Origin of the sequence: Geobacillus sp. FSL K6-3411 (assembly GCF_037965715.1) — a bacterium.
Classification (GTDB): Bacteria; Bacillota; Bacilli; order Bacillales; family Anoxybacillaceae; genus Geobacillus; species Geobacillus thermodenitrificans.
The window spans coordinates 683335-708639 of the sequence record NZ_CP150187.1 but is presented as its reverse complement, the minus strand read 5'-3'; the positions used below and the strand labels follow the sequence as shown (position 1 = coordinate 708639).

Here is a 25305-nt window from a genome sequence, read left to right as displayed (position 1 = left end):
GTTTTTATTGTTGCTCAAGCACATCTTGCAAATCTTTGTCTTTGATCTTGACATTAGCATCTTTCACAAGCTTGTCCACTTTCGACTGCATCGTTGACGGGTCGAGTTTGCTCCGTTTCACTTCAAACGTTATTTCTTCTTTCATTTTGTCAAACGTTTTTTTCTTTTCCTTATCCGTCACTTTAATGATATGGTAACCGTAATCCGTCTTGATCGGGTCGCTCACTTCGCCGACTTTCAGCTTGTAGGCAGCCTCTTCAAACTCTTTGACCATTTTCCCTGCGCCAAACCAGCCTAAGTCACCGCCGTTAGAAGCCGAGCCAGGATCTTGCGAGTATTCTTTCGCCAACTTGGCGAAGTCCTCGCCTTTGTCCAACTTCGCTTTCACTTCTTTCGCCGTTTTTTCATCTTCCACTAAAATATGGCTGGCGCGAACTTTCGGCTTGTAATTGTCATAATACTCTTTCAGCTCTTTATCCGTCACTTTAATGTCTTCAATAGCCGCTTTCGCCCGTAGCAGGTCGAGCTTGATCATCTCGCGGATCACTTTTTCTCCATTTTGCTGTACAGCCAGGTCGTACTGTGTGCCGTACGCTTCCTTAATCCGTTCGATTTCACGGTCAATTTCCTCATCGGTCACCTTGTACTTTTTGCTCAACACTTTTTCATCAATCAAGTCGCGTAGCACTGTCTTGCCGACACGCTCTTTCATCTCATTATAAAATTCATCTTTCGTAATAGCACCGTTTTTCGTTTCCACAACTGCTTCTGAATCGCCGTTATTGCAGGCCGACAAAGCCATAAGCGAAACAACGGCGGTAGCCATCATCCATTTTTTCATTTGTTTCACAACCCCTATATCTTTTTTCGTTTTTCCTTTTCCGCGAGGCCGGCTATTGATGTTCCGGCATCAAGCTTTTAGACCTGTTCAACATGTCAACGGCACGGGGAAACAAAACACCTGTCCGCCTAAACCACGACAATAACTATATCACATTTACAGCCAAAAAAAAACCTCTTTCCATTTTAGTCATCTGCCCATCACATGTACGCTTGCCATACATATGATGGGGATGAAGCACTGTGCTGGTGTTCTCCTTGCCGAAAGGGGGTGTTACGATGAGCGCACCTTATAGCGGAGGGTTTTCGTTAATTGTCGTGCTGTTTATTTTGCTAATCATTGTCGGCTGTGCTTGTGTCATCTACTAAATGAAAGAGGGTGCTCCCACGCCGGGAGCACCCTTTTTCTTCATCGTCCCCATCTTCACCTGTGAGCAGGGCGGGCAGCTTTTTATGTAAACAATACTTCGAAATAGGAAGAAATCAATAAAATCGTAATAAGTACATTAATCGTGCGAAAAACGGCCGGCTGTTGCTCCTCCGGAATATCGCGCTGTGCACAGAGCGAGTGGGTGAGCTTGTTCACCAAAAACAAAATCATAACCGCCAGAGGGATAAAATAAAGCGCCAAAGCTGTTCCCCTCCTCCCCATCTTAGCCAAACGCCGCCCATGGCTTTAACTTTACATCGTTCATAGTGAGAAATCAATCTTTTTTTCTCTTCCGAGCATGGCGAACCGATTTTTTCTATTGGTTAATGTGAACAAATTCGGTAAAATATACGTAAAAGCCGTCATAATTTTATGTCAGCCAAAGGAGCACGGTGTATGGAATCATTGGAAAAGCGAGTGGCCAAGCTCGAATTTCACCAGTCATTGCTGATGGAAATGGTGGATGAAGCAAAAAAACCGTTTTATTCTCTCATCATCCGCGCTGATTTAACAAAAGAAGAAGTCGACGCGTTCCTTTCGTTTTGCCAGGAGCTCGCTGAACAATATGAGCAGCAAAAAGCGGAAGGATTGACAATCTTCACTCCCCTGCTCGTGCAATTTGCCGGGATGCTTCATCCGAACCTTCCGCTTGAACAAACAGTTGATGCCATGTTGGCTCAACAAATGTTCGTGCCGCTCATGACAGAGCTAAAAACACTCATCCGAACTGTCAGTTAGCCTGGCTGGCCAGTTCTTTCTCGTGCTCTTCCGCTTTTGGCGCCCGCTTGACGAGTTTGCCATCTTGCTCAACAAAATCTTCTTTAATGTTTTCGAACGCCCGTTCAAAAATCTCCATAAAGTCGTCCCCATAAATATTGCGGACGATGCACATCATTTCTAAAATTTCAGGAAACTTACCATATAACTCGCGTAACGGCAGCGCCCCGTTAAAGACGGCATTTCTTGTTGGGTCGTATGTCTCCATCAATTTCATCAGCACTTCTTCGCCTTTTTCCGTCAGCTCAATGTACGTATTGCGCTTATCATCTTGTTTTTTAGAAAACGAAAGCAACCCTTTTTCTTCCAACTTCTTCGAGAAATTAAATGCTGTCGAGACGTGCATCACACCAAACTTGGCGATTTCCGAAATGGAGGCGCCTTTAAAATGGTACGCAATCCATAAAATATGGTGTTCGTTAATGTTCAAGTTAAACGGTTTAATCCATTGTTGCCAATCTTTTTCAATCGATTTCCACAGCGCCTTGCTCAGCTGGGCGATCCGTTGGCTAAATAACATGGCCTCTTTGATGGAATAATGTTGTTCCGTCGATTTCATCGTTCCACCCACTCTTCCCTCACCGTATTTTTTACTTTCTATTATATCAATAAAACAAAAAGGAATAAAGACAAAAATATTTATTTTTATAATTTTTTCTGCATATTCATATTAGTAAGTATAAAAGCGCTTGCTGCATACAGGGGGAGAACATAATGATGTATATACAATGGCTGTTTGCTGCTGTTGGATTCTTATTTTTCTGTTTTTTTATAAACGCGTTTGTTTCCTTATGGAAAGCGCGGGCGTATCCGCCGAAAGCGCTGTTGAAAGAGCAGGCAGTGCGCTATATTGGAATAGCGTCCATTTGTCTGCTCGTTGCCTGGCTTCTCGGCTACGCCTAGCACTTATTTGAATTTTCACATAACAGAAGGTAGTAACCAGGCTAGCAATGGGCTTTTTTTGCCTACCCACTTTGATAGCAAAAAACCCGACCAACAATGATCGGGTTTTTTGCCGTTTACACGTGCGCTGTGACGTTCATCCGTCGGAAAATCGATGCCACGATCGGATAGACGATGACCATCGCCACCGTGTTCAACGCCGCAGCTGGCAGCACAACGGTGACAAACAGCGTCGAAAACGCCGCTTCACCTGGCAACCCGACGATCAAAAGCACCGCCGTCAAAAACACCACACCGGAGATGACGGTGCCGACAGCCGTCAGCACCGCGGCTCCGATAACCGTTTGGCTATATTTTTTCAGCAATGTCACTAGGGCAAACACAACAAAGGCGGTGATGATTTTATCGATCACATTTGGCAGCTGCCCGCCCGGGAACGTCGTCGTCATTGCCGAGATCAAGCCGGTGGCGACACCGACAATACCAGCCGCTTTAGCACTTGGAAACAACAAAATTGCCAAAAACATCATCGCCAGCATCATGTCCGGCTTCATGCCGGCAAACAACCCGGGAATGACCGCGTGCAGCACAGCTCCGATTCCGACTAACAGCGCCATCGATACTAATGTTCTCACATTCATGCTCATCTCTCCTCTTCTCTCCTCACCTATTCTCTTGCTTGAGAATTTTTCTATCATTATATCACTTTGCAGTATAAAAGTGAAGAAAAAATTTTCAGGCAAAACGGCGACGGAAGTCGTTCATAAATGCCGCGAGTGCCTCGCACGCCTCAAGCGGTACAGCGTTGTAAATCGACGCTCGGCAGCCCCCAACCGATCGGTGTCCACCAAGTCCGACAAAGTTTCGCTCCTTCGCTTCTGCGAGGAATGCCTTCGTCAGTTCTTCACTCGGCAGTGTGAACGTGACGTTCATGAGCGAGCGACTTCCTTTTTCCGCATGCGGTTTGTAAAAGCCTCCGCTTTCGTCAATGGCCTCATACAGCACAGCTGCTTTTTGCTGGTTGCGCGCTTCGATTGCCGCCACTCCGCCCTGTTCTTCAACCCATTCGAGCACGAGCGACAGCATATAAATCGCAAACGTCGGTGGTGTGTTGTATAACGAATTGCTTTTTTGGTGCGTCCGGTAGTCGAGCATCGTCGGCAGCCCATCCGGAATTCGTTCAAGCAAATCGTTGCGGATGATGACGACCGTGACTCCCGACGGGCCAAGATTTTTTTGCGCTCCAGCGTAAATCAAGGCAAACTTGCTGACATCAAACGGCCGGCTCAAAATATCACTTGACATATCAGCAACAAGATCAACCGGCACGTCTGGAAACTCATTCCATTGTGTACCAAAAATAGTGTTGTTGGACGTAATATGGACGTAGGAAGCATCTTTCGGCCATTTCACGTCGTCCAACGATGGAATATACGTGTAGTTCGCCTCCTTACTTGAAGCGACGACCGTCGTCAAACCGATTTTTTGCGCTTCTTTCAGCGCTTTTTCCGACCATGAACCGGTTAAAACATAGCAGCCGATTTTCCCTTCGGTGAGGAAATTCATCGGCACCATCGAAAACTGCAGACTCGCCCCACCTTGCAAAAATAAAATGTCATAGCCATCCGGTACGTTGAGGAGTCGCTTGAGCCGCTCTTTCGCCGCATTGTGGACGGCGTCATATTCCTTGCTGCGATGGCTTAATTCCATCACCGACATGCCAGTATTCTGGAAGTTGAGTAGCTCCTTTTGCGCCCGCTCGAGTACCGGCAACGGCAGCGCCGACGGGCCGGCGTTAAAATTGTACACGCGTTCCACTGTCATCCCTCACTTTATTCTCCAGGTAGTCCCTTTGATATTATTATCCTAACACGAATTTTTAAAAAAGAAAGGGAATTTTTTGAAAAAGCGCTTTCAAATGATGACCCCAAAAAAAAAGCCCTTGATTACAAGGACTTTGCCTGCTTTCGCCGCTCGCGCTCCTGACGGATGCGCTCCATATAAATCTCCCCTTCTTTTTCAATGAACGCCTCATCGATTTCCCGCTCGCGCGCTGCTGTTTTCACGGTCATATAACCGCTGAAAATAATACCGGCAACAACTAAGTAGATCCACCACGGCAAGCTAAGCATCTCCATCCCCCTTTTACTGTGCTTGTCTTACTAAACTATACGCACAAGCAGGCAACCGTATGCATAAAGAAAGAGGCGGATATACCGCCTCTTTCTTCGGGACAACGCTTATGCTCGTCTCGTTTTTTCTTTCCCCTTTGCTTTCCTCCTCTGTCATCGCCGCTCGTTCGAGCCTTCTTTCAACTATGTTGGAGAATTGGGATGATTTCCATGATCGGTGGTTCGATCCCGTCTCATCCCTCCTATCCCTGTAGCTATTTCTCATTACCCGCTGTCTTTGGCGCTGAAACAGCCAAAAACGCCGGCTTGTAAAATGAACGGTTGTCAAGGGCAAAAATGCGCTCGGTAAACTCGCCTGGCTTCACTTTTTCCAGTGCACGGTCGATCATATTCATCTTCGCATCTAAATTATCAATATAATGAAGCACTTCCGCCTCTTTGACAAGCGGCGGCTTCGGGCTGCCCCACTCCGCTTTTCCGTGGTGCGACAACACGAGATGTTGCAAAATGACGACCTCTTCGCCTTGAATGCCGAGCTGTTCAGCCGCCTTGCTAATTTCGCTGACCATGATTGAAATATGACCGAGCAAATTGCCTTCAAGCGTATACACCGCCGATACTGGGCCGGACAGTTCGATCACTTTGCCAAGGTCATGCAAAATAATGCCGGCATAAAGCAAGTCTTTATTGAGCGACGGATACAAGCGAACGAGCGCCTCAGCGAGTTCGAGCATAGAGACGACGTGATACGCCAGTCCGGAAATAAATTCATGATGGTTTTTCGTCGCTGCCGGATACTCAAAAAACGGCGTTTCATATTTTTTTAGCAAATAACGCGTAATGCGCTGAATATTTGGATTTTCCATGGAAAATATGTAATCCATCACTTTCGCCTTCATTTCCTCACGAGTAAGCGGAGCAGTCTCTAAAAAATCATCAACACGCACCGCTTCGCTCGGATGGGCGGGGCGGATCGAGCGGATGCGAAGCTGCAGTTTGCCGCGGTAATTATGAATATCACCGACCACTTTGACAATGCATTCCGGCGCGTACCGTTCCTCATCGTCAGGAGACACATCCCACAGCTTTGCTTCAATGTCGCCGCTTTTATCTTGTAAAATTAATGTTAAAAACGGCTTGCCGTTGCTGGCAATGCCTTTGGTTGCTGATTTAATGAGCAAAAACAAATCGACTTGTTCCCCGACTTCATAATGAATAATGCCTTTCGCCACGTTTGTTCTCCTCCGTTTCTCTTTACGTACCCTTTAGTATATCATAACGGTCGAACCGCAAAAAGAAAGCCTTGCCGACTAGGCAAGGAAACCGGGCTCCATCGTCTCTTTACACCGCTTATTTTTTTGTCAGCTGAACGGCTTGTTTCATATCTTTGAAAATATTCATCCGCCCATACATGAGCACACCGCCGCGATACACTTTCGCGCCGATATAAATGAGCACAGCAATCGTCGCTAATAACAAGGCAAAACTGAGCGCTACTTCCCACATCGGTACTGAAACGAGACCGACGCGCAAAAACATGAGCATCGGGGTGAAAAAAGGAATGAACGAGGCACCAATGATAAACGCTGATTCCGGCATATTCAATCCAGACATGGCGATCATAAATGCGACGATAACCAATATCATTGCCGGGGTAATCGCTGACTGCACATCCTCCACACGGCTGACGAGCGAACCGAGCACAGCAAATAACACCGCATACAAGAGATAACCAAGCAGGAAGAAAATGAGCGCATACACCCATATCGACATCGACACATTGTCAAACCCTAGAAAGCGCCACAATTCCTGACCGTTCATTTTGAGAGCGGTGAACCCAACAGCAAAGAAAACGAAAAACTGTGTCAAGCTGACAAGCGCCACGCCGATAATTTTGCCAAACAGATGTTGAACGGGAGAAACACTCGACACTAAAATCTCCATCACACGCGACGATTTTTCTGTCGCGACTTCGGTAGCCATCATACCTCCGTACATGAGGACAAACATATACATTGCGAACAGAAGGACGTAAACAAGTGAACGCGCTTGGTTCAACTCCTCTTCGGTTTTCGCGTTTTCTTCTAGCGCCACCTTTTGAAACGGAACTGGTTGGTAAAGCACGGCCATTTGTTCCTCTGTGAGGCCGATTTTAGCAGCAGAAAGTGCTGTTTTCAGCTCATTTAACACTCGCTCCAGTTCTTCAGGCGTTCGATTATCTGCAATCGTATTCGCATAATAAGCTGCCTCCGGTAATCCTTCCGCATCCATAGACAATATGAGCAATCCATCCCATTCTCCTTCTTTGACAGCCCTTTTTGCTTCGTCTTCCATATCGGTAATTTTAGTTAACGTGATTTCTTCACGATTCACCTGCTTTTCGAGCGCTTTGTACAAAGATTCCGTACGGTCAATGACCGCGACATGCTCCTGTTCATCGCTGGTGAAAAACTCGATGATCGTCTTAATATTGGCCAATCCGATGATCAAGAGACAGGTAATAGCGGTTGTGATCAGGAACGCCTTCGCCTTGAGCTTTGTCACATACGTATGTCCTAATACAAGCCAAAATTTATTCATACGCAGCACCTACTTTTTCGATAAAAATATCATGCAAAGACGGCTCTTCCAAAGCAAATAGACGCACCGTCACCCGATCTGCGATATGGCGGAAGATAGCTTGCGCTGTCTCTTCATTGGCGATTTGCAATCGCACCCCTTCAGCCGTTTGACTGTATCGAAGGACGCCAGGAAAATCTTTCAATTCTTCAAATGCTCCTTCGCCGCGAATGAGAAGATTTTTCCTGCCAAATGACCGTTTCAACTCGCGCAGCGCCCCAGATACAATTGCTTGCCCACTTCGCAAAATGCATACATGCTCGCACAACTCTTCGACGTGTTCCATCCGATGACTTGAAAAAACAATGGTTGTTCCGTTTCGTTTTAAATCAAGCACCGCCTCTTTCAACAGCTCGACGTTTACCGGATCAAGTCCACTGAAAGGCTCATCTAAGATTAATAGATTCGGTCGATGAAGCACAGCGGCAATAAACTGGATTTTTTGTTGGTTGCCTTTCGACAACTCCTCAACCCGCTTGTTGGCGTAATCACGGATATGAAAACGCTCGAGCCAGCGATTGATTTCTGGGACAATATCGGCCTTTTTCATTCCGCGCAACCGTCCTAAATACAAAAGCTGCTCTTGCACTTTCAACTTCGGATACAATCCGCGCTCTTCCGGCAAATAACCGATCAGATGACTTTTAGAGTAATCAATCGATTCTCCTTGCCACCGAATCGTGCCTTCTGTCGGCAATAGGAGCCCTAAAATCATCCGAAAGGTCGTCGTTTTTCCCGCTCCATTTGCCCCAAGCAATCCAAACATTTTCCCTTCTGGAACCGTCAACGTCAAATGATCAACAGCCGTCGTCTGACCAAATCGCTTCGTCACATCAATGATCTCTAAACTCATCCACATTCCCCCAAAATAAAATGAAATTTCCACCCCTATATATAACGTCTACCACCTAAAAAAAGTTTCAACCACAAGCAGGAATTTTCCTTATGATTCGCTAATGAAAAAGAAGTGAATCATGATTCAGCGAAGGGAGATGTTCACATGCCGACGTATACGTTGACCGCTTTTGAACGTAACGGAGAAAAGTTGCTTGATGAGACATTTGAAGCTGCCAATGATGAGGAAGCAAAAAAAATCGGCGAACAAAAGCTTCGCGAGCGCGGCTGTTTTGATAAAACCCACCGCTGCGTCAACGCGAGCGGCAAGTTGATTTTGTTTCACCGCTAAGCAAAACACCCCGGAACGCCCGGGGTGTTTTCATTTAACCAAAAATGGCTTCCATGATTTTTAGTTTTTCTTCTGTGTATTCCATAAAATGTTCGTTGTACACTTTTGGCTCTTTTGGATTCGCTTGGCGGGTGATTTTCCTTGTTTTCGGGTCGACAAATTTGCTTGACGCCCCGCAGCCGAGTCCGATGATCGACTGCTGCTCTTCCATGATCATAATATTGTAAATGCTCTCATGTCCTGGCAAGGCGTAACCGACATTTTCGAGATTGCCGAGAATATTTTTTTGTCGATACAAATAATACGGCACATAACCATGCTTGCTCGTCCACTCTTCGGCCGCTTTCATCATCGCTTGTATTTCTTCACGGTCGGCGACTTTATACTTTTGTTTGTTTTTCGTCATTTCTGAGGCCCGCTTGAACGATAGCGTATGAACGGTGAGCGACTCCGGCATGAGCTGTTCTGTCTCGGCAAGCGTATGCGTAAACTCCGGCAGCCCTTCGCCAGGCAGACCGATAATTAAATCCATATTAATGTTGTTCATCCCCATTTTTCGTGCCAAGTGAAACTTGTTGATCGTTTCTTCAACGGTATGATGGCGGCCGATCGCTTTTAACGTCTCTTGAATGTATGACTGCGGGTTGATGCTAATGCGATCGATCTGCCATTTTTTCAAGACGTCGAGCTTTTCAGGGGTAATGGTGTCTGGTCGTCCGGCTTCGACTGTAATTTCGCGGACGCGGTCGACATCCGGAAACACCTTATACATATGAGCGTATAGTTGGTCCATCTCCTCAGCTGTAATGCTCGTCGGCGTCCCGCCGCCGTAATAAATCGTTGTAATCCGGATACCGCGTTCACGCAAAAAGCGGCCGACCGCTTCCATTTCGTAATGAAGCCCGGCTAAAAAGGCGTCAACCGACCCTTGGCGGCCGTTGATCGCGTACGCCGGAAACGTGCAATAAGCGCATTTCGTCGGACAAAATGGAATGCCGATATAAATGCTCACTTCATGGGACAAATCGTACAAATCCGGCACAACCGTGAGCTGGCGGTCAACGATCGCTTGCATTAGCTCAATTTTTTCTTTTGTTACTAAATATTCTTCCGCTAGCTTCTGATGCGCCTCTTCTTTCGTCATCCCGGAACGCAGCAGCTGATGAAGCAGTTTCACCGGACGGACCCCGGTTAAAATGCCCCATGGCTGAATGATGTTGGTATAGCGTTCAAGAAGCGTTACATACACATGGAAGATGGCGTTTTTCAACCGTTTTTCACGCGCTTTCCCGTCCGCTCCTATTGGTGCATCATACTCATACGTAGCTTCCTCGACGCGCCCGGTCGCCTTGTCGACAAGCATTCCGGAAACGGTGATGCGACCGTTTTCGTTAACGGTAAACGAAACGGAGGCATCCGCTTCAAGAAGCGACGCAAACGAAAGCACAGGCGATTCGAAAAACAGCTCGGTTATCACTTCAAGCGGACGCTGAAACCGTTCAGGATTCGGCAGTCCTTGAATTTCGATACGCACGTTCATCACCTTTTCTGTCAAACTTCTTTCAGTGTACAGAACTGCTGTTTCCCTCGTCAAGCGGAAGAATACACCTCCTTCGCTGCCCTTTGTGGAAAGGTGCCGCTTCAAACGAGCGATATAAATTCTGAACAGCTCATTTTTCTTTGAGAAGTAAAATATATTGTTTCATGCGCATAGACAAGAAAAAAGGTGTCCCTCTTCTTTTGGAACACCCTCCCTTGCCCTTTACTGTTTCGTTTTGAGCTTTTGCAAAAACTCTATTCGTTGTTGTTTGCGGAAATGTTCCTTCACCATGTAAGCGACGCCGAGCTGTTCGTTTGAGCGCGTCACCCAATCGGCTGCCCTCTTCACCTCGACCGGTGCATTGCCCATGGCGACGCCAAGCCCAGCTGCCTCAATTGCCGGCAAATCGTCAACACCATCGCCAATCACTACCGTTTCTTTGAGCGATACACCGATATGTTGAGCAAGCCGACGCAGTCCAGTGAGCTTAGATACCCCTTGCGGGACAATTTCCATTTTTCCGTTCGGATGCATAATCATATCAATGGATGGAACAGATTTTGCCAGCACAGCTGCGGCCTCATCCCGCTCCTCATCCTCGGCAAAATAAACATCGATTTTCGGCACGGCCACCGGTTCATCGATCAGCACATCGCCGAGTGAATCGACAAACTGGGTCGGGTAGAAAAATGGGTCGCTTGACGAGAGCACCGTCTGTACGACGAGATTTTTTTTCACTTTTTTCCGGTTACCGAGCGAATACCGCTCATGCATCAGACGAATATTGCAGTTAAAGTTTTCTAAAATTTGCACGATGTTAAACGTCCGCTCTTCAGGAATCACCGCTTCAAACAGTTTGTCATCAAGCGTTTTGCCGATCATCGCCCCTTGAAAGGTGATGAGCATCCCATCAAGTCGCAGTGCTTTTGCCACCTTGCGGGCGGAGAGCAAATTGCGACTTGTCATTAACGTGACGTAAACTCCTTTTCGCTTCACATAGGCGACCGCCTCTTTCGTTTCACGTGGCAGGCGGCCGTTATTTTTCAAAATCGTTCCATCAATGTTGAGTGCTAACAGCTTATAATACACGGCTGTCTCCCCCTTTTGTCTGTGCCTCGTTTTCCGTCAACTAAAGCCGCCTCTTCATCTGCTAGCGGCAGCTTTGCATTTCTTATCATTCTCATGACTATGACAAAACGGACAAAAAAAGAACACCCGACCGGGTGTTCTTCCCTATTTTTCTTCCATCAACGAACGATGCAACTCTTCGAGCGGTTTCATCGCGATTTGTTGGACTTCGGCAATCGTCATGCTCATTTGTTGTTCAAGCGCCATTAGGCGAGCTAGTTTCGCATTTTGTTGAGCGAGTGCCATCGCCTTTTGCGCCTGTTCGATTTCATCGGGCAAAATGGCTGCTCCGCGCATTTGTTTTTCGTGAAGCCGAAGCTGAATGTCGCGGAAATTCGCAAACATCTGATAGGCCGTTTCATCACGACGGACATCTTCGTACGCCTGTTTCAATTGCTGAAATGGCTGGCTCGCCCGAATTGCCTGCTCAAGCTGTCTGGCAAGTGCGTGAAGAGATTCAGACATGAAAAGGATCCTCCTACATCAATATTGTTCACGTTCTAACGTATGCGCCGGCGGTCGGCGATATGCCTCCAGCTACAGCCATAAGCCGATGATTCCTTGAACGGCGCCGATCATTGCGCCAAGCAAAGCGCCCAAATACGTAATCATTTTCAGCTCGCGGCGGGCGATCGATAAAATAATCACCTCTAATCGCCTCAGTGAAAACGACTCAACTTGATTGCGGACAATGTCCGCCAATCCGAGCTTCCCCACGATTCCCTCGATCTTATCACTGAGCGCATGGATCGCTGCGTTCGCTGCTTGCGGAACGAAGCGGTCGAACAGTTCTCGTTCATACGGAGCGATCAGCTCGGCGAGCGGACGGTCGAGCCAGTCATTGTTTCGCACAAGACCACGGGCGGCGGCGCTCACCGTCTCCTTGATGCGCTGGCGGCCGATCATCTCTTCGACCGCAGCTAATGGATAGCTGATCCATTTGTTCCATTCCGTCCAAAGAAGACGGGCTAACATCGCCCTTGTACCGGCATGGCGTAAAAATTTGCCAAGCTCTGACTGCACTTTATCGACGAAATTAACATTGCCGAGCAACATTTGCATCATACCTCCGACCATCCCTCTCTCTTGAAAAAAACGGTCGATCATGCCAGCAATCTGCCGCTTCCCTTCTTCGCTGCTGAAATAGTCGATCACCCGGTCGGCCAAGTAGTCGGCCAAGCTTTCAATGCGTGATTCCATCGTTTCTTTCAGTTCCGGCGACAATAGATCGCGAATGGGCCGCAGACGCCATGTTTCACTCCATTGTTCATACGCCCGCCCTGCTTGCTTAGCTGCCAGTTCACTAAGCCATTCATCCGGCGCATGAACGCCAAGGCGTTCAAGCAGCTGTGCCGGCGTTTCCCGACGTGAAAGCCATCGTTTCAACCATTCGCGCCCCCAATCGGCCACCTCTGCGACGAAGACGGGATCCGTAAGCTTACGCCGCAGCCCTTCCGGCGTCACTAAATGCTCAACGACTGTTTTCCCGAGTTGCTCGGCAAGTTCTCGCCTCCGTTTTGGGATCAAACCGGGAGTTAGCGGCAGTCGCTTTCCAAATATGTATATCGGCTCATACGGGCGAAACAACATGACGATAGCGATAAAATTCGTCATCCCGCCAATGAGCGCCCCGACTGCCATCATAAACAACAAATAAACGAACGTGTTCATCGCCTTCCCCTTTCGTCTGTGCCGCTGTCACCAAACGGCAGCCCTCATCATACGATACGATATAAACGTTTGCCTAATTTTTCATTATAGAGCTTGCCTGATGAATGCGCAAATGAGGGACTGCGATGAGCGAACAACGAACCGTTGCAGTGTTAACGGAAATAACGGAAACAACTGAACAACCATCGTTTGGCTCTATTCATTGTTTTTGTGAGGAATTAGCGCAGTGCGCAAAAGAGCGCGGCCTCTTTTTTTACGTCACATCGCCGTCGCTTTATTTGCAACGCATCGGCTACCAGTGGATTGGCGGCGAATGGATGAAACGGGACGTGCCTCCAGCTGACGTCATCTACAACCGGCTCCACTCGCGACAATCGGAACATTCCCCTTTGTTTGCTGAATTGCTCACCCGGCTTGCTGTAGAAGGCGGATCGATGTTCAATCATCGTTTTTTGCACAAATGGGAAGTGTACCGCTACTTCGAGCAACATGAGTACTTGCATCCGTATTTGCCAAAAACGGCGTTATGGAGCAATGAAGATACGCTTGAAGCCTTTCTCACCGCCTTCCCATCTGTCTTTCTTAAACCGATCCACGGCAGCCAAGGGCGGGGAATTTTCCGTCTTGAACGTTCGGACGGCACCATTCGCCTCCGTCATTCCACTTCCGCTTCGACAACCACATACAGCTCGATAGATACTTTAGTTTCCGCTTTGCGACGTCGAACGAAGGCTCCAATGATCATTCAGCAAGGACTGGAGATCCACACGATTGACGGCCGACCGGTCGATTTCCGACTCCTTTGCCATCGCGTCCGCAACAATCATTGGCGCGTCACCTCAGCGGTTGCCCGTGTGGCGCCGCCCGACCAGTTTGTCGCCAACCTCGCTCGCGGCGGGGAACTGATGGCGATCAATACGGTATTGAGGGAATGGTATACGGCGTCAGACGCTTTCCAACAAAAACAGCTTCTCAAAGAAATTGCGATGGAAGCAGCAACCGTGCTGGCGCTTGAGGCGGAAGGGTTATACGGGGAGTTGGGCATTGATCTCGCCATCGATGTTCATGATCAGCCATGGATCATTGAAGTGAATACAAAGCCGTCGAAACAAACGGATATGACGTCCGCTCCACAAACTGTTCGCCCATCGGCGAAAGCGATCATCGAGTATTGTTTGACATTGATGGAGGAAAAGGAGTGAACGATGTTGATTTCACTCGGTTTTGTCACTCTTGACGAACAACAAGAGCTCACATATTTTACCGAGGTGGCCAAACGCGCCAATCACTATGGCATTTCGGTTTATCGTTTTTCGCCACTAAATATCGACCCACAGACAGAACATGTTCACGGCTTTGTCTTTCAGCCGGAGACGAACGAATGGATGGATGCCGTTTTTACTATTCCGCCGTTTTTATACGACCGTTGCTTTTACGGTCATGACGACCGTTCAAAAAAAGCAAAACCGATTATGCATTGGCTGAAACAGCGACCTGATTTAGTCTTTTTAGGCTACGGATTGCCGGGCAAATGGGATGTGTTTGAATCGCTTTCTACCCATCCGCTTTTGTCAGCGTATGTACCGCCTACTGTTCGCCTTGAACGCACCGATGACATACTCGAGCTTCTCCGCCATGAACAAGCCGTCGTCGCCAAACCGATGCACGGTTCCAGCGGGCGCGGCATTTACGTTATTCAAAAACAAGGAAAAACGTTATCCGTCCAAGACGGGCTCGGTCAAGAACGGGCGGTCATTGCACGCCGGAGAGAGCTTGAGAAGCTCGTTACCTCTTTGAACCGCCGCGATAGTTATATGCTGCAGCCTCTTCTTTCGTTGTCCACCCCGGCACACGAACCGTTTGATCTCCGCTTTTTATTGCAAAAAGATGAAGGCGGCCGTTGGGTCGAACGGGTACGGGCTGTGCGAGTCGGACGTCCGGGAACATGGGTAGCGAACATCCGATCTGGCGCCGATATTCGACCGTTTGCCGATTGGCTCGATTACCTGCCTTCTCCAAAGCGCGTCTTAGTCCTTGATGGCATCGAAACGATCATCCGCACACTGCCAACTTATATCGACAACGAATTCGGCTCGCTGTTTGAGATTGGCTTAGACCTTGGCGTGGCTGACAACGGGGCGGTCTGGATTTTGGATGTGAATTCGAAACCGGGAAGAAAAGTGATCAACATTCTCCCACCCGAGCAGCAAAACGCGATCTATGAAGCACCGCTCCGCTACTGTTTGTTTTTAGCAAGCGGGGTGAATAGCCGATGACTTATACGTTAATGATTGACGAAACAGGAGAAAACACGGTCACCTTGCCGGCTTCAGTTCAAGCGTCTGGACAAACGGCAGCTGCGTTTGGCAGCCTGCTTGTCCCATGCCGAATTGTATCCTCTTCCACACTCACTGACTGTGTGATCATAACAAGTGACGTCGCCCGGCGCCTATCCATTCCATTTGCCGCTAACGTTCATGTCTTTTTGACTGCAGAAGCCGTCCATTTCGGCCCGCTTGTCGGCATTTTGACCGCTGGGTTCACCAAGTCGCTCCATCGCCCTGTTGGAAGCCGGAGCTTCTTTTTCGCCAAGTTGTTGGCGCAAGAGAAGCAAGTCGGTGGATTTGCCTTTTTGTTCGGCACCCCCCATATCGATTGGGAAAACGGAACGGTCAACGGCTATTTTTATACAGAACGAGGCTGGGAACGCCATACGGTTCCATTGCCAACGGTCATTTACAACCGCCTGCCAAACCGGCGCATCGAAAATAGCGAAATGTTTCAAACGGTCACCGAGACACTGCAAACCGCCTATGGCATTCCGGTCTTTAACGGCCATTTTTTTAACAAATGGGATATTTACCGCCGGCTTGCCGCCCATCCTGAAGCACAACCATATTTGCCAGCGACATCCGCACACATCACAAAGCAGACGATCGAACAGTTTCTCACCCGCTACACGGAAGCATACGTGAAACCGGCTGATGGCAGCCTCGGCCGCGGCATCTATCATTTGACGAAAAAAAACAATGTCTACGAATGCCGCTCTCGCGACGAACAAGGAGAAACGAAAACCGCCGTGTTTCCAACTGCCATGGCGCTATGGCATCATTTACTCACCGACGCGCCGCTTCATCGCTATGTCATTCAGCAGGCTGTGCCGCTCATGACCGTCAATGGTCGACCGACGGATTTTCGCGTCCACACCAATAAAAACGAATACGGCCAATGGCAAGTGAGCGCTATCGCGGCCAAAATCGCCGGAAGACAAAGCATCACCACTCATATGAACAGCGGTGGAATCGTCAAAACGCTCGAAGAAATTTTTCCGGACACTGCTCAGCGAAACAACATGCTAACCCGCCTGAATCATGTCGCTCTCACGCTTAGCCGGTGCCTTGATGAAACATCAGAAACATTGATCGGTGAAATTGGCTTTGATCTTGGTGTAGATAAACAAGGGGAAATTTGGATGTTCGAAGCCAACTCCAAACCAGGACGTTCGATTTTTCAGCACCCAGGGCTCAAAGAAGCCGATGAGCGCACGGTATTGCTGCCGCTCGCTTATGCTGTCCACCTAAGCAAAACAGCCATCACCGAACCAGAGGCGCTTTGGTCATGATCACAATCGGCTTCCGACGCGACACCGGTGAGTGGGTTTGCAAGGAAAGGAAGGGACTTTACCGATTTGGCAACGGTCAGCTCGCCTTCGCCGCTTCTCTTCCTGATCTCACGTTTGCTGTCCGAACGAAAGGCAGACGGGTCGGGCCGCTTGTCGGTATTTTAGTGAGCGAATCATCTATCCCTGCCTTGCTTAGCAGGAAAAAGCGATGGCTTGAGACAGTCATTCGCTCGATCCATGCCGACGGTGGCATCGCCATCGTCAGTGCGGCCACCAGCATCGGTGAAAAAACAGTTTCCGGCTATGTATTCGTCCCGTCGCTTGAGCGTTTTGTTGAAGCACTCACTCCGTTGCCAGATGTCGTCTACAATCGAATAAAAAGCTGGAAAGAAGAACAAACCGAGCCGTTTCAAACCGCAGTCGCCCGGCTTGCCGCCCATAACATCCCGCTCGTCAACCGCTCCTTTTTCCGCAAATCGGACGTTTACGACGCATTGCGGACTGATCGTCGGCTTTGGCCGTATTTGTTGCCGACTGCACTTGTTGACAAGGTGGACGATGTACGCGCCTGGCTTGATCAATACGGTTGCATCTATGTAAAACAAGATAATGGGTCAAGAGGAAGTGGATTGTTCCGCCTCACCGCTTTGCCTGGGGCGGCGGTTGTCTGCGAATCCCCCCGCAGCCAAAAACGGCTGGAGTCGCTCGATGAACTGGCACCGCTTGTCCAATCGTGCCGTTACATTGTTCAAGCAGCAGCGGACGCCGACACATGGAATGGTTGCCGCTACGATTTGCGCGTGCTTGCTCATTGGCAACACGACCGCTACACAATTACCGGCATCGGTGTCCGTCTTGCTAGGACACAGTCAGTGACAACCCATGTCTTTCATGGTGGAACGGTGTTGCCATACACAGAAGTCAAAGAACGTATCGATGAACAGGAGCTCGAGCAGCTGATTGCGCTGAGCGGAAAGCGGCTCAGCGAGCGATTCGGCTTTGTCGGAGAGTTTTCCGCTGACATCGGCGTCAGTCGTGAGCGGCAGCTGTACATTTATGAAATCAATGCCAAACCGATGGTGTTTGATGAGCCGGAAATTGAAATGCATCGGCTCAGGAGGCTCAATCAGCTGTTTGCCGAATTAGCTCATCTTGCGCCATAGCCAAAAACTCACTGCTGTATCGAAGAGCTTGGCGAAACACTTGGCTGACTGCCTGTTTGGCCGCGCCATCCAGTCGTCCACTAATGTCCTGGCATAACTTTGCCTTTTCCCATTCTGCCTCAGCAAGAGATTGCAGCAAGTCAAAACGGCTGGTCTCCACTTCTTTTCTCTCTCTTCCTTCACCGCATTGTACATCAACGCCAGCCACTAAATAGTGCACATATTGCCAGAGTTGCCGTTGCCGCCGCGCCTCATCTAAGTAGCTAGTCCATGTTGGCTCGTCCTTTCTGATCTCGGCAAGCTGCCTCGCCTTTTTCTCAGCTACGATGGTCGTTTTGATTAACTTTTGAATGGGAACGATCATGCCATATCACTCCTCCTCGCTTGTTCTGCTCTATCCATATGAAGCCAGCGGATAATGTATGCCGATTCCGCACAAACTAGAAAAAACAATGAGGAAGGAGCAAGACGATGGAACGGAAAGAAGCCGGACGCCAAGACGCTTTATACGAAGGCCGCAATGAGTATTATATGGATATCGACCGCATGATTAATGAAGGGATGGCCGGCGGTAATGTGTACGGCCACGATGATGAGGTGAATATCGAAGAAGCGCGCGACCTTGTAAAAGAGGAACCGCCTTATGAAGCAGGCGATTGACCGATGGGCCGATTTTCCCTCCGCCGGGAAAGTCGGCTTTTTGTTATAATGAATGAAAAACGATAGAAAGGGTTGCGCCGCGATGTTAAAGGAGCTCGAGTCACTTTATGAAGGGGATATCGTCATTAACGGCCAGCCGGAACACCCAGAGGCATATGAATGGTTTTACACCGCCGATGGCGATGAAATCGGCATCGCCAAACAGCGGTTAACGAAACGAGAACAGCGATTGTTAGCGCTGTTTTTGACTCCAACCGAACATCGTCGGGAACGTGAAAGTGAAGAGGAGCGAGTGTGGAAACGGTGGATGGAAAACGGTGACCCGTCAGCGCCTGCCATGCTGACCACCCCGTACTGCCGTCTGATTCACTTTACCGTCAATCAGCCGATCACAAATAAAACCGAGTTTGCCGAAACGATCCACAACTTGTTTGAGTCCCCGATAACGATCGTTTGGGACAAAGACAAGAACGGACTAATCATCGAAGCCAAGCAAAAACGGACGGCTGAACTGCCCTTGCTGGCGGAAATGGCTGACGCGCTCGCCGCCGATTTTTACACTACGATCCATCTATTCATCGGCCCGGTTCGCCCTGTCGATGATCGATTACACGAGTCGTTTCTCCTCGAAAAAGAATGTTTTTCCGCCGCTCGTCGCTTTTGGCCGAAGCAAACGGTGTATGAGTGGGAAGATGCCATTCCACTTCCTCTCCTTAGCGCTGAGAGCGATGATAAGACCGACCGAATCTTATCGTTCCTTGATCAATTTGATGAAGATGAAATACGAGCGATGGAGACATTTTTACAATGCAATTTAAACGTCTCCATGGCAGCGAAAAAACTATACATGCACCGAAACAGTTTGCAATACCGGATCGATAAGTGGACGGAGCAAACCGGTATTGACATCAAGCGATTTAAGGGAGCAGTGGCGATCTACTTAGCTATTTTGCATCGCCGCCTTACTTAACCGCCGATATGCCATCTCGTCATGTCGCCGAAAACAGGCGGCATTTTTTGTGCACCTTGTCCATTTACGAATGTTCGTATTTTTCTATACACTATTGCTATAGGAAAACGATTTCAATAACAGGGGGATTCACGATGGCAGAACTCATTCTTGACCATATTTACAAAATTTACGACAACAATGTCACCGCCGTTAAAGACTTTAATTTACATATTCAAGATAAGGAATTTATCGTCTTCGTCGGTCCGTCCGGCTGCGGCAAATCGACAACATTGCGGATGGTCGCCGGTCTTGAGGAAATTTCAAAAGGTGATCTCTATATCGATGGCAAGCGGATGAACGATGTGCCGCCAAAAGACCGTGACATCGCCATGGTGTTCCAAAACTATGCCCTTTATCCACATATGAGCGTTTATGACAACATGGCATTCGGCTTAAAGTTGCGCAAGTTCCCGAAAGCAGAAATCGACAAACGCGTCCGCGAGGCAGCTCGCATCCTCGGACTCGAACAATACTTAGACCGGAAACCGAAAGCGCTCTCCGGTGGACAGCGTCAACGCGTAGCGTTGGGACGTGCGATTGTCCGCGACGCGAAAGTATTTTTAATGGATGAACCGCTTTCGAACTTGGATGCGAAACTGCGCGTGCAAATGCGTTCGGAAATCGCCAAGCTCCACCAACGTTTGGAAACGACGACGATTTACGTTACCCACGACCAAACGGAAGCGATGACGATGGCAACTCGCCTTGTTGTCATGAAAGACGGCGTCATCCAGCAAGTTGGGACGCCGCGCGAAGTGTATGAAAGACCGGAAAATGTTTTTGTCGGCGGCTTTATCGGTTCCCCGGCCATGAACTTTATTAAAGGGACGCTGCAAGACGGCAAGTTTGTTGTCGGTAACACATCGTTTGGCATTCCGGAAGGAAAAATGAAAGTATTGCGCGACCAAGGGTACATTGGCAAGGAAGTCATTTTAGGGATTCGTCCGGAAGATATTCACGACGAGCCGCTCTTCTTAGAGGCTTCACCGGCAACAAAAATTACGGCTCACGTCGAAGTCGCTGAGCTGCTTGGTGCTGAATCGATGATTTACTCGAACATCGACGGCCAAGAGTTTGTCGCTCGCATTGATGCTCGCACCGAAATTAAGCCGGGTCACCGCCTCGATCTTGCACTCGATATGAACAAAGCGCATTTCTTTGACATCGAAACGGAACGGCGTATTCGCTCTGCAGATGAAAAGTAAGCCCCCATTTGTTTCTATATAGATTTAGTAGGCTCTAGCATTGTGCTAGAGCCTACTCTTTAATAAAACGTACTTCCTCTTCTTGACAATGCGGACAATAAAACAAATGAACACACTCATGATTCGTATATGTGTACGGGTAACCATCAACAAGCTTCATAAGGTCCCCATCCATATACGGACTGTAATCATCAAAATAGTCCGTAATTTTTCCTTGGTCTTCCATTGGCTGCCGGCAGTAGCTGCAATATACCGTTATCTGGCGCAGCCCGTTGCAAAGCGGGCATACATTCATGCTGTTTCCTCCTATAAGATGCTCCTTATTTTACATATTCCCTAATGATAGCAGCGATAAAACGTAAAAAATTACCATATAATCAAGATGAATAACGGACTAAAAACAACTCAAACTATGAGTACCACCAGCAAAAGAGGCACTCGCCACAACACCTATGCTGGCGAAGGCAAAAGCGGGTGGACGTTGGGTTCAGCCAAGCTTGGCAGCACGCCTTACGGCGTGTAGTGCTGGTGCAAATCCAGCCAACCCAGCCATTAAAATTTACAAGAGGAGATGATCAGTTATGGCACGCAACAATAACAATAACCAACTGTTAGTCGCTGGCGCCCAACAAGCCATCGACCAAATGAAATTCGAGATCGCTCAAGAGTTTGGTGTCAACCTTGGCGCTGATACGACTTCCCGTGCAAACGGTTCGGTCGGCGGCGAAATTACGAAACGCCTTGTAGCAATGGCTCAACAACAACTCGGTGGCCAATTCGGTAACGTTCAATAATCATTTCACAGACAACTTCATAATAGATGGCAAAAGCCCCAGGCAGTTAGCCTGGGGCTCTTTCATCTCACTGTCACATGCCTCCCGCCTGCCCGGCGAGTGGTTGATTCAAAGAGACAAGCACTTTGCGAATGCGTCGATTATCAACTTGGCGAACGGTCAGCGTCAACGGACCGTACTGCAACGTTTCGCCGACTGCCGGAATGCGTTCAAACATTTCAAAAATCCAGCCACCCAACGTACGCGATTCGCTTTCTGGCACATCGATCTTCATCACTTCACAAAATTCGTCAAGCGGTAGTTCGGCGCTGAATTCAAAGCTATGTTCATCGATTTGGCGCACCGTTTTCACCGCTTCGTCATGTTCATCCCATATTTCGCCGACGATTTGCTCGATAATATCCTCGAGCGTAATCAAGCCGGCTGTGCCGCCGAACTCATCGACGACGATCGCCATGTGTACTTTGCTTTTTTGCAGTTCTGGCAGCAAGTCGGACACTTTCATCGACTCGACGACAAACAGCGGCTGGCGCAACAATTCACGGATGCGCACATCGTGGTTTTGTACAAGTTCGCTGAAAAAGTCACTCTCCGATAAAATACCAATGACGTTATCAATATCCCCTTCATACACTGGAATGCGGGAGTACCTTTCTTCCAAAAATACGTCACGAATCTCTTCAATCGGCTGATTCACCTCAACCGCCACCATATCGGCACGCGGTGTGAAAATTTCTTCGACTAAAATCTCATCAAAATCGAGCGAACGTTGAATCAGTTCTTTTTCCTTGTTGTCAATGACCCCTTCTTCTTCACTTAACTCGACCATCACTTTGATATCTTCCTCCGTGACGGCCGGCGCCGCAGCTCCGTTGGTGAACCGTCGAGAAATTCGTTCCCTCATCGCTTGAAACAATGCCGTTACGGGCGCCATGAGTTTCATCAGCCCATAGGCGAGGCTGACATACCGAATCGCAAGCGTTTCTGCCTGCTCTTTCGCCATCGATTTTGGCAAAATGTCACTGAAGACGATGGACAAAATGGTCATCACCGCAATCGAGACAAATAAACCAGTCTGTTCCCCAAGTAGTGAAGCAGCGATATAAATAAACAGCGCAACCGCTGTAATGCTCGTCAGACGGTTGGCAATGGCAAGCGCCAACAATGCACGATCAAGCTGTTCGATCACTGCCTGGAGACGCTGGTTGTGTGGGTGCTCTTCCGCATAATGCTTTAACCGGGCTTTGCTTGCTGATGAAAAAGCCGCCTCGGCTGAAGCAAACAATGCGTTGACGAGCAGGAAAAGAAAAAACCAACCGAACAACCTTAACGGCCACTCTTCCAAAGAATCTTCACACTCCTATAGGAACATGACTATGTTATTCATATCCATTTTTTCACCGAAACATGCCTGTGAAAGCAAAGTTTGCTTCACCGGGCGGAAATGGCTGCACATGTCGTTCGCAGTCGGTTTCCATTCCTTACTTTAAATATAACAAATTTTTCGCCAACTGGCTATAGTTGAAGCGTTTCATTTCCATATACATCCAAATAAAAACGCGCCGGGACGCGCCGACGCGTTTTAGGATTCAAGCCAACAAGCTCCAATAAAATACATAAGCACCAACAATGAAGCGATATTCAGCGTAATTGACCACTCAACCATTCATCTTTCCCTCCCGTTCTCATCGTACCATATGAACAAGCGGGAGAAGCGGGCAAAGAAAGAACGTTTTTTGACAGTTTCGTGACAGCTAAAAGAGAGGGACGCCCCTTGACACGGACGCCCCCATTCCGTATGTTCGAGAGATGCTCCCTTCATGCTCAACGGTTTTACCCTAAATACCGGTAATAAATCGTTTTCGCCTCTTGCACGTCTTTTGTACCGTGCACAAGTGCACGGCCGTCACCAAATACGACGAGCCTCTTGTCGCCGATCGAAACAGAGACGAGATATGGGTTTGCTTCAGCTTGAAGCCCTTGACGTCGAAATAACGCTGCCAGTTCATTTAAATCGTATTGCCGACGGGCAGACGGGCGAATTTGCACGGAATCACGCCCACACAACACGGCCGTCTTCGTCTGCTGTTCATAAGAAAGAAACGGATAGGACGGATCATGACCGCACGTCGGACAATTATCTCTTTTCACTGCATCAATGCGAATGGCCGCATATTCGTTCGTCCAAAGATCAAACGAGACGAGCTTGCCGCGTAACGCCTCCCTGTCTTCGACTAAAATTTTCAACGCTTCTGCCGTCTGGTAACTAACAACCATTTGCACCGTCGGGCTAATAATACCGGCCGTGTCGCACGTCAAGCCCCCTTGCGGCACCGTTTCTAGCAGGCAGTATAGGCACGGTGTGCGCCCGGGGATAAAGGCGTAGCTTAAGCCGTAGCTGCCGACACAGGCACCGTAGATCCACGGAATGCTGTATTTATAGGCGACATCATTGATGACCATGCGCGCGTCAAAATTGTCGGTTGCATCAATCAGTAAATGGGGGCGCTGCTCAGCCACAAGCGCCTCCAACTCCTCTGGACCGGCATCCCCGACAATGGCCTCAATCTGGACATCACTGTTTACTTGTTCGAGACGTCGCTTGGCAGCGATCGCCTTTGGCAGCCGCTCTTTCGCATCCGCTTCGCTGTATAACTGCTGGCGCTGTAAATTGCTCCATTCGACGTAGTCGCGGTCAATGATCGTCAATTTGCCAATCCCAGCGCGTACGAGCGCTTCAGCATTGCCCGTGCCAAGCGCTCCAGCGCCGATTAAGACAACATGCTTTTCCCGTATTTTCTTTTGTCCTGCCTCACCGATTGGGGCAAACAATTGCTGTCGGGAATATCGTTCGTTCAAACAACACTCATTCCTTCCATCGGGCTGCTCGCTGACGCATAGCGCTTTTTCGGGATACGCCCGGCTTCATAGCCAAGTCGGCCCGCTTCAATCGCCAGCTTCATCGCTTTTGCCATTTTCACTGGATCAGCTGCACCAGAAACAGCGGTGTTTAGCAACACCCCGTCCGCACCAAGCTCCATCGCCAGCACTGCATCCGCCGGGCCGCCGATGCCGGCGTCAACAATAACCGGCACAGTCGCTTGCTCGATGATGAAGCTCAAATTGAGCGGATTGATGATGCCTTGCCCTGACCCGATTGGCGACGCCCCTGGCATGACCGCATGACAGCCAAGCTCCTGCAGCCGTCTTGCCAGCACAACGTCATCAGACGTATACGGCAACACGATAAACCCTTCTTCAAGGAGCATTTCTGCTGCCTTTAACGTTTCAACCGGATCCGGGAGCAACGTTTTGTCACAGCCAATCACTTCTACTTTAATCATATCACATAACCCCGATGCTTTCGCTAGCCGCGCGATGCGCACCGCTTCTTCGGCTGTTTTCGCCCCGGCAGTGTTTGGCAGCAGCTTATATTTGCTTAAGTCGAGCTGCTCTAAAAAGTTCGGCTGCTCTGGAGAAAAAATGTTCATCCGCCGAACCGCAAATGTCAAAATTTCCGCCCCCGATGCTTCCACCGCTTCTTTTTGCACATCTAGGCTCGGATATTTGCCCGTTCCAAGCAACAACCGTGAAGAAAATTCATATGGACCGATTTTCAACAT

Annotated in this window: 30 protein-coding genes; 12 read left to right on the top strand and 18 right to left on the bottom strand. The window is 48.7% G+C overall.

Going from position 1 to position 25305, the window contains the following annotated elements:
- Positions 1-4 precede the first annotated feature (4 nt).
- Positions 5-841 (bottom strand): peptidylprolyl isomerase, encoded by an 837-nt coding sequence (locus tag NSQ22_RS03635; protein ID WP_008882059.1) that lies wholly within the window; start codon positions 839-841, stop codon positions 5-7.
- Positions 842-1119: 278 nt separating this feature from the next.
- Between NSQ22_RS03635 and NSQ22_RS03630 the strand changes: the two genes are divergently transcribed.
- Positions 1120-1209, top strand: coding sequence for a YjcZ family sporulation protein (locus tag NSQ22_RS03630; protein WP_078172610.1), 90 nt, complete (start codon positions 1120-1122; stop codon positions 1207-1209).
- Between the two features lie 82 nt (positions 1210-1291).
- Here the strand turns inward: NSQ22_RS03630 and NSQ22_RS03625 are convergent, their stop codons facing one another.
- Positions 1292-1471, bottom strand: a complete 180-nt coding sequence (locus NSQ22_RS03625; RefSeq protein ID WP_008882060.1) for a hypothetical protein — start codon at positions 1469-1471, stop codon at positions 1292-1294.
- 195 nt (positions 1472-1666) lie between these two features.
- On the opposite strand from NSQ22_RS03625, the gene NSQ22_RS03620 reads away from it, so the two are divergent.
- Entirely contained in the window at positions 1667-2008 is a 342-nt protein-coding gene (locus NSQ22_RS03620) for a YhaI family protein (RefSeq protein ID WP_008882061.1), read from the top strand.
- Here the strand turns inward: NSQ22_RS03620 and NSQ22_RS03615 are convergent.
- Positions 2001-2606 carry an HTH-type transcriptional regulator Hpr gene (locus NSQ22_RS03615; protein WP_029761444.1) on the bottom strand — a complete coding sequence of 202 codons (606 nt, stop codon included), beginning with the start codon at positions 2604-2606 and terminating at the stop codon, positions 2001-2003. The genes NSQ22_RS03620 and NSQ22_RS03615 overlap by 8 nt on opposite strands.
- Positions 2607-2761: 155 nt before the next feature.
- On the opposite strand from NSQ22_RS03615, the gene NSQ22_RS03610 reads away from it, so the two are divergent.
- Entirely contained in the window at positions 2762-2950 is a 189-nt protein-coding gene (locus tag NSQ22_RS03610) for a hypothetical protein (protein ID WP_029761445.1), read from the top strand.
- A 116-nt stretch (positions 2951-3066) separates the two neighbouring features.
- Here the strand turns inward: NSQ22_RS03610 and NSQ22_RS03605 are convergent, their stop codons facing one another.
- From NSQ22_RS03605 to NSQ22_RS03580, 6 genes are all read right to left on the bottom strand, one after another.
- A complete protein-coding gene (locus NSQ22_RS03605; protein WP_011886865.1) occupies positions 3067-3591 on the bottom strand; it encodes a tryptophan transporter in 525 nt (174 codons plus the stop codon).
- Positions 3592-3685: 94 nt separating this feature from the next.
- On the bottom strand, positions 3686-4768 hold the full coding sequence (gene serC / locus NSQ22_RS03600) for a 3-phosphoserine/phosphohydroxythreonine transaminase (RefSeq protein ID WP_171355418.1): 1083 nt from the start codon (positions 4766-4768) through the stop codon (positions 3686-3688).
- 128 nt (positions 4769-4896) lie between these two features.
- Positions 4897-5082: a sporulation YhaL family protein gene (locus NSQ22_RS03595; RefSeq protein WP_008882066.1), complete on the bottom strand. Its 186-nt coding sequence runs from the start codon at positions 5080-5082 to the stop codon at positions 4897-4899.
- Positions 5083-5336: 254 nt separating this feature from the next.
- On the bottom strand, positions 5337-6314 hold the full coding sequence (yhaM, locus tag NSQ22_RS03590; protein WP_008882068.1) for a 3'-5' exoribonuclease YhaM: 978 nt from the start codon (positions 6312-6314) through the stop codon (positions 5337-5339).
- Positions 6315-6432: 118 nt separating this feature from the next.
- Complete coding sequence (locus NSQ22_RS03585; protein WP_081157531.1) at positions 6433-7662, bottom strand: ABC transporter permease; 1230 nt, start codon at positions 7660-7662, stop codon at positions 6433-6435.
- Positions 7655-8554, bottom strand: coding sequence for an ABC transporter ATP-binding protein (locus NSQ22_RS03580; protein WP_060475655.1), 900 nt, complete (start codon positions 8552-8554; stop codon positions 7655-7657). The genes NSQ22_RS03585 and NSQ22_RS03580 overlap by 8 nt, the downstream gene beginning before the upstream one ends.
- Before the next feature lie 147 nt (positions 8555-8701).
- On the opposite strand from NSQ22_RS03580, the gene NSQ22_RS03575 reads away from it, so the two are divergent.
- Positions 8702-8887, top strand: a complete 186-nt coding sequence (locus NSQ22_RS03575) for a YhzD family protein (protein WP_008881599.1) — start codon at positions 8702-8704, stop codon at positions 8885-8887.
- Positions 8888-8921: 34 nt separating this feature from the next.
- Here NSQ22_RS03575 and NSQ22_RS03570 read toward each other — a convergent pair whose 3' ends face one another.
- From NSQ22_RS03570 to NSQ22_RS03555, 4 genes are all read right to left on the bottom strand, one after another.
- On the bottom strand, positions 8922-10427 hold the full coding sequence (locus tag NSQ22_RS03570) for a coproporphyrinogen III oxidase (protein WP_081157532.1): 1506 nt from the start codon (positions 10425-10427) through the stop codon (positions 8922-8924).
- A 222-nt stretch (positions 10428-10649) separates the two neighbouring features.
- Positions 10650-11516, bottom strand: coding sequence for a Cof-type HAD-IIB family hydrolase (locus NSQ22_RS03565; RefSeq protein ID WP_008881601.1), 867 nt, complete (start codon positions 11514-11516; stop codon positions 10650-10652).
- Between the two features lie 144 nt (positions 11517-11660).
- Entirely contained in the window at positions 11661-12020 is a 360-nt protein-coding gene (locus NSQ22_RS03560) for a YlbF family regulator (RefSeq protein ID WP_008881602.1), read from the bottom strand.
- Positions 12021-12092: 72 nt separating this feature from the next.
- Positions 12093-13226, bottom strand: coding sequence for a DUF445 family protein (locus NSQ22_RS03555; RefSeq protein WP_011886857.1), 1134 nt, complete (start codon positions 13224-13226; stop codon positions 12093-12095).
- Between the two features lie 125 nt (positions 13227-13351).
- Here NSQ22_RS03555 and NSQ22_RS03550 point away from each other — a divergent pair, with 125 nt between their 5' ends.
- Genes NSQ22_RS03550 through NSQ22_RS03535 form a run of 4 tightly spaced genes read left to right on the top strand, consistent with a single transcriptional unit; the run spans position 13352 to position 18011 of the window.
- Positions 13352-14428, top strand: a complete 1077-nt coding sequence (locus tag NSQ22_RS03550; protein ID WP_008881604.1) for a YheC/YheD family protein — start codon at positions 13352-13354, stop codon at positions 14426-14428.
- A 6-nt stretch (positions 14429-14434) separates the two neighbouring features.
- Positions 14435-15502, top strand: coding sequence for a YheC/YheD family protein (locus NSQ22_RS03545; protein WP_171355690.1), 1068 nt, complete (start codon positions 14435-14437; stop codon positions 15500-15502).
- Complete coding sequence (locus tag NSQ22_RS03540; protein WP_011886855.1) at positions 15499-16848, top strand: YheC/YheD family protein; 1350 nt, start codon at positions 15499-15501, stop codon at positions 16846-16848. The genes NSQ22_RS03545 and NSQ22_RS03540 overlap by 4 nt, the downstream gene beginning before the upstream one ends.
- Positions 16845-18011 carry a YheC/YheD family protein gene (locus tag NSQ22_RS03535; protein WP_011886854.1) on the top strand — a complete coding sequence of 389 codons (1167 nt, stop codon included), beginning with the start codon at positions 16845-16847 and terminating at the stop codon, positions 18009-18011. The genes NSQ22_RS03540 and NSQ22_RS03535 overlap by 4 nt, the downstream gene beginning before the upstream one ends.
- Here the strand turns inward: NSQ22_RS03535 and NSQ22_RS03530 are convergent.
- Complete coding sequence (locus tag NSQ22_RS03530; protein ID WP_029761453.1) at positions 17971-18375, bottom strand: hypothetical protein; 405 nt, start codon at positions 18373-18375, stop codon at positions 17971-17973. The two genes, NSQ22_RS03535 and NSQ22_RS03530, sit on opposite strands and share 41 nt — an antisense overlap.
- 107 nt (positions 18376-18482) lie before the next feature.
- Here NSQ22_RS03530 and NSQ22_RS03525 point away from each other — a divergent pair, with 107 nt between their 5' ends.
- The 3 genes from NSQ22_RS03525 to ugpC all read left to right on the top strand — a co-directional run bounded on the left by NSQ22_RS03525 (position 18483) and on the right by ugpC (position 20888).
- Positions 18483-18671, top strand: coding sequence for a hypothetical protein (locus NSQ22_RS03525; RefSeq protein WP_011886853.1), 189 nt, complete (start codon positions 18483-18485; stop codon positions 18669-18671).
- Between the two features lie 82 nt (positions 18672-18753).
- Positions 18754-19641, top strand: coding sequence for a helix-turn-helix domain-containing protein (locus NSQ22_RS03520; protein ID WP_011886852.1), 888 nt, complete (start codon positions 18754-18756; stop codon positions 19639-19641).
- 134 nt (positions 19642-19775) lie between these two features.
- A complete protein-coding gene (gene ugpC / locus NSQ22_RS03515; RefSeq protein ID WP_008881611.1) occupies positions 19776-20888 on the top strand; it encodes a sn-glycerol-3-phosphate ABC transporter ATP-binding protein UgpC in 1113 nt (370 codons plus the stop codon).
- A 52-nt stretch (positions 20889-20940) separates the two neighbouring features.
- Here ugpC and NSQ22_RS03510 read toward each other — a convergent pair whose 3' ends face one another.
- Positions 20941-21183 (bottom strand): hypothetical protein, encoded by a 243-nt coding sequence (locus NSQ22_RS03510; RefSeq protein WP_008881612.1) that lies wholly within the window; start codon positions 21181-21183, stop codon positions 20941-20943.
- Positions 21184-21469: 286 nt separating this feature from the next.
- On the opposite strand from NSQ22_RS03510, the gene NSQ22_RS03505 reads away from it, so the two are divergent.
- Positions 21470-21682 carry an alpha/beta-type small acid-soluble spore protein gene (locus NSQ22_RS03505; RefSeq protein WP_008881613.1) on the top strand — a complete coding sequence of 71 codons (213 nt, stop codon included), beginning with the start codon at positions 21470-21472 and terminating at the stop codon, positions 21680-21682.
- Between the two features lie 73 nt (positions 21683-21755).
- On the opposite strand, the gene NSQ22_RS03500 is transcribed toward NSQ22_RS03505, so the two are convergent.
- From NSQ22_RS03500 to NSQ22_RS03490, 3 genes are all read right to left on the bottom strand, one after another.
- A complete protein-coding gene (locus NSQ22_RS03500) occupies positions 21756-23027 on the bottom strand; it encodes a hemolysin family protein (RefSeq protein WP_008881614.1) in 1272 nt (423 codons plus the stop codon).
- Positions 23028-23515: 488 nt separating this feature from the next.
- Entirely contained in the window at positions 23516-24541 is a 1026-nt protein-coding gene (locus NSQ22_RS03495; protein WP_029761455.1) for a thiazole biosynthesis adenylyltransferase ThiF, read from the bottom strand.
- A complete protein-coding gene (locus NSQ22_RS03490) occupies positions 24538-25305 on the bottom strand; it encodes a thiazole synthase (RefSeq protein ID WP_011886848.1) in 768 nt (255 codons plus the stop codon). The genes NSQ22_RS03495 and NSQ22_RS03490 overlap by 4 nt, the downstream gene beginning before the upstream one ends.